The sequence below is a fragment of the Mesorhizobium sp. M5C.F.Ca.IN.020.32.2.1 genome (assembly GCF_004023105.1).
In the GTDB taxonomy this organism is placed as follows: domain Bacteria; phylum Pseudomonadota; class Alphaproteobacteria; order Rhizobiales; family Rhizobiaceae; genus Mesorhizobium; species Mesorhizobium wenxiniae.
Map to the genome: position 1 here is coordinate 1 of NZ_RZSX01000322.1, position 6,498 is coordinate 6,498.

The 6,498-nt window shown below is 63.1% G+C and carries 6 protein-coding genes; 3 read left to right on the forward strand and 3 right to left on the reverse strand.

Annotated elements, in window-relative coordinates:
- The 3 genes from EOA86_RS17335 to EOA86_RS17345 all read left to right on the forward strand — a co-directional run.
- Positions 1-500: glycine betaine ABC transporter substrate-binding protein (locus tag EOA86_RS17335; protein ID WP_281035668.1), on the forward strand; the 500-nt coding region annotated here is incomplete at its 5' end.
- Between the two features lie 440 nt (positions 501-940).
- Positions 941-1,933, forward strand: coding sequence for a dipeptide ABC transporter ATP-binding protein (locus EOA86_RS17340; protein WP_128342770.1), 993 nt, complete (start codon positions 941-943; stop codon positions 1,931-1,933).
- A gap of 234 nt (positions 1,934-2,167) precedes the next feature.
- Positions 2,168-3,028, forward strand: coding sequence for an alpha/beta fold hydrolase (locus EOA86_RS17345; RefSeq protein WP_128342771.1), 861 nt, complete (start codon positions 2,168-2,170; stop codon positions 3,026-3,028).
- A 60-nt stretch (positions 3,029-3,088) separates the two neighbouring features.
- Here EOA86_RS17345 and EOA86_RS17350 read toward each other — a convergent pair whose 3' ends face one another.
- From EOA86_RS17350 to EOA86_RS17360, 3 genes are all read right to left on the reverse strand, one after another.
- Positions 3,089-3,985, reverse strand: coding sequence for an arginase family protein (locus tag EOA86_RS17350; RefSeq protein WP_128342773.1), 897 nt, complete (start codon positions 3,983-3,985; stop codon positions 3,089-3,091).
- A 442-nt stretch (positions 3,986-4,427) separates the two neighbouring features.
- Positions 4,428-5,519: an ABC transporter ATP-binding protein gene (locus EOA86_RS17355; protein ID WP_128342775.1), complete on the reverse strand. Its 1,092-nt coding sequence runs from the start codon at positions 5,517-5,519 to the stop codon at positions 4,428-4,430.
- Positions 5,520-5,793: 274 nt separating this feature from the next.
- Positions 5,794-6,498: LysR substrate-binding domain-containing protein (locus EOA86_RS17360; protein ID WP_128342777.1), on the reverse strand; the 705-nt coding region annotated here is incomplete at its 5' end.

Below are 6,498 nucleotides of genomic sequence, written 5' to 3' on the forward strand. Positions count from 1 at the left end.
GACTCAAGGGCAGCGTCAATTCGGTCCGCGGCAAATACGAGGCGCTGATGGTCGAGGCCGTCGCCCGTGTCAAGCGCGGCGAGCCGGTATTCTTTTATGCCTGGAGCCCTTCGTGGATGAACAAGGCTCTGGTGCCCGGCAAGGATGTCGTCTGGTTGCCGACGCCCTTCGATGCCTTGCCGGAATCGGTCCCGAACAAGGGCTCTGCCCTGGTGCCAGGCGTCAGCGGTTGCGCTGGCGGTGCTGATCCATGCCGCATGGCCATGGCGGCATGGAACTGGAACGCCGTCGCCAACCGGAAGTTCATTGCAGCCAATCCGGCCGTCAAGAAGCTCGTAGAGCAGATGTCGTTCCCGCTGGCCGACTGGTCGACCTGGGAACAAACGATCAGTGAAAAGGGCGGCAGCGACAGCAACATCAAGAAGCTGGCGCAGGGATGGATCGAAGCCCATCAGGAACAGTTCAACGCCTGGGTTGACCGTGCCAAAATTGCAAGCTGATCACAACGGCGCTCGATACGAGGCAGCCGCGCCAGCTTGGCACGACGCCGGGGTTTGACGATGCAAGGAATGCCCCGCCGTCGCAAGCCGTCGGGGCAATTCGATTTTGCCATACTGCAAAATGCGGAGCTTTCGCTATTGAGTTCCTTGAGCCAGTTTCGAGACGGTCCAAGACAGCGAATTGGCGTGTGGGGCTTACATCTGCGTTATTGCGCTGAAACGATGTCCGGCACGGCTCGCCGCGATTCCGGGAACTCCGCCTTCCCTTTCCAACCGCCGAAAGGCTGCGCCTTCGGCCCGCGCTGTGCGTTCCGCCACGATGCCTGCGTTGTCCAGCCCCCGCTTGTCGGCGGGAACGGCCATCGTGCTGCTTGCGCATTGCCGGAAACCAGCCGCAAACGGTTCCATATACGCGAGGTTGCCAGCATCGAGACGCCAGTATGAGCGGCGTGCTGCGGGAGCGCCCGCTGCTCCGGACCAGCGACCTTTCCAAACACTATCACGTCGGCCGCTCGATCTTCCCGGCGCAGCGCCGGACGGTCCAGGCGGTCGACACGGTATCGCTCGATATCTGGCCCGGGGAAACGCTTGGCATCGTCGGGGAGTCCGGTTGCGGTAAATCCACTCTCGGCCGATGCCTGGTGCGCCTGACCGACATCACCTCCGGTTCGCTCGAGTTCGAGGGCCGCGACATTACCGACGCGTCCCAGCGCCAACTCCGTCCGTTGCGGCGGCAGATGCAGATTGTCTTTCAGGATCCGAGCGCCTCGCTCAATCCGCGCCGGCGCGTCGGCGATCTGCTGGCCGACCCGTTCCGCATCCATGAGCGCCTCTCGGCATCCGAAATGGCGGACCGCGTCGCCGAGCTTCTGCGCCGGGTTGAATTGTCCCCCGAGCACGCGTCGCGCTATCCCCACGAATTCTCGGGCGGCCAGCGCCAGCGTATCGGCATTGCTCGCGCGCTGGCGCTCCGGCCACGGTTGATCGTGGCCGACGAGCCGGTCTCGGCGCTCGACGTTTCGATCCAGGCCCAGATCGTCAATCTGCTCGCCGATCTGCGCGCGGAGTTCAACCTGACCTATGTATTCATCGCCCATGACCTCTCCGTGGTGCGTCAGATTTCGACGCGAGTGGCCGTCATGTATCTGGGATCGATCGTGGAAAGCGGGCCGACCGATCTGGTCTTTGCGGCACCCAAGCACCACTACACTGCGGCACTCCGTTCCGCGGTGCCGATACCTAGTGTCGATCGGGCGCGGTGTGGGCGGCTCGTCCTGAAGGGTGACCTGCCGAGCCCTATGAACCCACCCTCCGGGTGCCGGTTCCACACCCGTTGCCCGGCTTCTACCTCGACGTGCCGCAACGAGCGGCCGCTTCTGCAGAGCACGGGAGACGGTCGCCTGGTTGCTTGCCACCATCCAGGGGGCGGGTAAGGCGCGGGATCTCGTCGGGAAAACAGGTGGAAGGCTGGGAACCCCGAAGAGTCCGACGGCGATTGTGTTTGAGGAACAAATTGTCCCTCAAAAACAACCGACTGGGAGTGATTTTTGCCCGTCCGGACGTATCCGCAAGCACGCTATAGCGCCACGTAACCCACTGATTTAGAATAAATCCGGGAGAACGGCGGGCGAACCGAGCAGTGGCTCGGCGAGAGAAGGAGGCTTGCGATGATCCGGCACTATCTTCGTGTCATGGGTGGAAGCCGTCTCGCGGTGGATGTCGGAGGGGATCCCTCCAGTCCCGCCCTATTGCTGCTGCACGGCTTTCCCAGTTCAGCGCGCACGTTCCGGCGTCTGGCCCCGATGCTCCTCGACGACCTGTTCGTCATCGCTCCCGATCTTCCGGGGTTCGGGGAGTCCGATGTCCTCGCCTCGACCTCCTTCGAAGCAATGGGGAAGGCAATCCTCGAAGTCCTCGACCACTTCTCCGTCGGTCCCCGCTTCATCTATCTTCACGATTTCGGCGCACCAGTCGGCTTTCATGTCGCGATGTATGCGCCCGCGCTGGTGACGGGTCTGATCATCCAGAATGCCAATGCTCATACCAGTGGGTTCGGCCGCCAATGGGCAGATACCATCGCCTATTGGTCGAACCCCACCGCGGAGAATGAGGCCGCCGCCACCGCTCATCTGACCTGGGAAGGGATGCGGTATCAGTATGTCGGGGGCCTGCCCGACGATATTGCAAAGTCCATCGCTGCCGAAAACTGGAATGAGGACTGGCGCGTGATGAGCCTGCCGGGACGGCTCAAGGCACAACGTGCCCTCGTGGCGGACTATGGAAACTATGTGCGCCGCTTCGCAGAGATCCAGAGCTATCTGCAAACCTCCCAGCCGCCTGCACTGATGGTGTGGGGTCGCCATGACCCCTTCTTCGAACTCGCCGAAACCATGAGTTGGATCGAGGCGCTTCCCCGTATGGACGCCCATATCCTCGACGCCGGTCATCTCCTGCTCGAAACCCGTGCGGAAGCGGCAGCTCACCTGATCCTTGATTTCATCAACAGGGAAAAGGGCCGGTCCAGGTGAATGGGTCACGGTGTCGGATTTGACCGCCGTCAGCAAATTTATTTGTTATTGGTTTCAATACTAAGCAGGCGCGGCAATGCCGAGAGCTACGGCCATGACATCAGCAAGGCCACGGCCGGCGCTGCCGTCGACGTCGAGGCGCGGATTGTAGATGGCGACCTCGAGCCCGACCGCCTTTCCGCTCGCCAGGATGATCCGGAGCGCCGCCGACAGTTCGTCCCACGACAGCCCGCCCGGTACGCGGAAATCGACCGCCGGCATAATCGCATCGTCGAGACAATCGGCGTCGAGATGGATGAAGAAGCCGTCGAGTTCCGCCCGCGTCAGGTGGCCAACGGCCGCCCGGGCGGCGGCTTCGACGCCCAGGCGGCGGATGGCGTGCAGATCGTAGGCCATGAGCTCCGCTGGCAAAGGCTGGCTGCCGAATTCGGCCTGGTCTTTGTGGTCGCGAAATGCGAGGGCGACAGCGTCCTCGGGACGCACCAACGGGCGGCGACCCTCCAGGTCGGTCAGCAGCGCCGGCCCGTAGCCGGTGACGAAGGCCAGGTCCATGGACGCGCCTTCGCCATTCGGCTCGGCCTCGGGCTGGAAGAAGTCGGCGTGGCCGTCGATGAAGAACAGGCCGTAGCGGCCGCGCCGGCGCAGCGCGAGCATCGGGCCCAGCACGATCGTACAGTCGCCGCCCAGCACCACCGGGAATTCGCGCGCATCCAGCACCTCCTCCACGGCGTCGGCGAGCTTGGGCGACCACGCCGCGATCGCGTTGGCATTCAGCGTCAGAGTGGCAGGGTCGGGCTTCGGGTCTTTCGGCGGGACGGCCAGTCGCCCGGCATGGCGCGCATGGATGCGGTCGGCGAGGCCCAGTTCCAGCAGCCGACCGGGCAGGCCCTCGACGCCGTCGGTCGCGAGACCCAGCGAAGAAGGCGCTTCAAGGATGGCATAGGGTCGGGTCGGCATCAGATGCTCCAGATATGGCGAATAAGAACCGGCGCAATGCCGGCGGTCTCTGCCACTGAGCGCTGCGGGCCGAGGCTGCCCGTCTAACGGCCACATAAGCAATGCTTTTGCGGCCAAAACTCACCTCGCAGCCGACGTAGCCTCGGTACGCAACACCTCTCGGTACGCTTCAGGCCGCCACGCTCTTCGACGTTGTCTCCAGCACCGCTGACGGTATTTTTCTCGTCAATTCGATCGCGTTGTTTTCGCCGGAAGTCGCACCACGCGGGCAATTGATACCGAAACTGGACAAAGCCTAGGACAATTCAACCCGCCCAATTCCCTTTTGAAGTCAAAACCGCAAATTCTGTCCTTGGAAGACAGGTCTTGGTGCGTCGACGTGGTGTTGCTGCAGCAGAGGCCCTAGCGCGAGTTACGCCGTGCTGAAGTCAACTGTCGTCTATCAGGCTGGAAACAGAAATGCGGCAGCGGGATCGAAAAAAATCTGCTGTCTGCTCGAGGCGATGCCTTCCTGTGCTTCCGCCATGTCGGATGTCGGCCTGACGTCGATCTCCTGACCGGCGGCCGTTCGCGCGATGACACGTCGCCGCTCGCCGAAGAAAGCGGTGTCGACGAATTCGACCGCAAGCCCGGCAGTGGCCGGGCCGGGTCTCAGCCGAAACGCTTCCGGCCGCACCATCAGCCTGGTCTTCTGGCCATGGCTGAAGTCCTGATCGATCCTGACGCCCGAGACAACCGAGCCATCGGCCAGGCGGATCGTGGCGGAGCCGTTGATGGTTTCAAGATGCTCGGCTGGCAGGAAATTGGAATTTCCGATGAAGCTGGCCACGAATTCGCTCGCCGGTCTCAGATAGAGGTCCTCACCGGTGCCGATCTGCTCGATGCGCCCTTCCCGAAACAGGGCGATGCGATCCGAAAGATGCAGGGCCTCGTCCTGATCGTGGGTGACGTAAAGGATCGTTACGCCGGTTTCGCGATGGATGCGTCGTATCTCGGCCTGGATTTCCTCGCGCAGCTTCTTGTCGAGCGCCGAAAGCGGCTCGTCCATCAGAAGGATCGGCGGATCGTAGGCCAGCGCCCGGGCAAGCGCCACGCGCTGCTGCTGGCCGCCGGAAAGCTGCGACGGCAGTTTCTTCTCGTGGCCCTTCAGCCCGACGCGCTCGATCATCTCGCCGACACGTCGTTTGATCTCTGCCGATGATTTCTTGCGCACCTTGAGCGGGAAGGCGATGTTGGCCTCGACCGACATATGCGGGAACAGCGCGTAACCCTGGAAAACCATGCCGGCCGCACGCTGTTCGGCCGGCCGCTCGGTGATGTCGACGCCGTCGCTGTAAAGGCGACCGTCGGTCGGCTGCACGAAACCGGCAAGGATCATCAGGAAGGTGGTCTTGCCTGAACCGGAAGGCCCGAGGAGGGTCAGGAACTCACCGCGGCCGATATCGAGCGTCAGATCGTCCAGTGCACGGAACGAGCCGAAGCTCTTGCCGATCCCGATTGCCTTGATCTCTGCGGCCCGGCCGGGTTGCTGCATCCTGCCTTTGTCCTCAATGCTGATTGAAATCGTAGGCAGGGCGGCGGCTCACCGCAACCGAATAGTTTTCGCCTGACCGGCAAATTTGATTCATCTATGGTGAGGTGTAGTGCCAAATCTCTCCCCTCGAGGGGGAGATGTCGCCGAAGGCGACAGAGGGGATCGCTGCGCGTGAGCGCCAACTTCCTCTTTCTTTGAAAGCCAGACCGGGCCGAGCCCAGCCGAAGCGACCCCTCTGGCCGCTCCGCGGCCATCTCCCCCTCGAGGGGGGAGATTAACGCTGGTTCTCCGACAGCTTCGACCGCAACCATCCACTGAATACATCCAGCACCGGGTGGCTCGCCTTGGCATGCTCTGAGACGAAGAAGTACGACCGCGGCGAACTGATCGCGATGTCGAAGGGGCGCACCAGTCGGCCTTCGCTCAGCGCCCGGCGGCTGGTCAACTCGTCGCCCATGGCGATGCCCTGGCCGGCGATCGCCGCCGAAAAGACCAGGTTCATGTCGGAAAAGAAGATGCCGCCCTCGATGTCCGGATTCTCGACCTTCGATAGCGCCAGCCACCGCGCCCAGTCCTCGGTGTCGCCGAGATGCAGCAGATTGGCGCGCAGCACGTCCGCCGGCTTGGAAAAGCCGCCGACTTTGTTGAGCAGCGTCGGGCTGCACAGCGGCGTAAACGAGATTTCGCACAATAGCTCGACCGCGCGGTTCGGCCAGTTGCCGACGCCGAAGGCGATGAAGGCGTCGGCTTCGGCATTGCTGACGTCGTCCAGCCGCCGCGGCGTCAGGATGCGCAGCGCGACATCGGGGTACATCTGCCGGAATTCGCCAATGTGAGTGCACAGGAACAGCGAGGCGAAACCCGGTGTGCAGCTGACGCTGAACGAGCCGCCGACGCCGGTGCCGGCGTGGCGAGTCACTGCGTCGCCCAGCACAGTCAGCGCCTTGCGCCCGTCGCTGGCATAGCGCTGGCCGCGCGG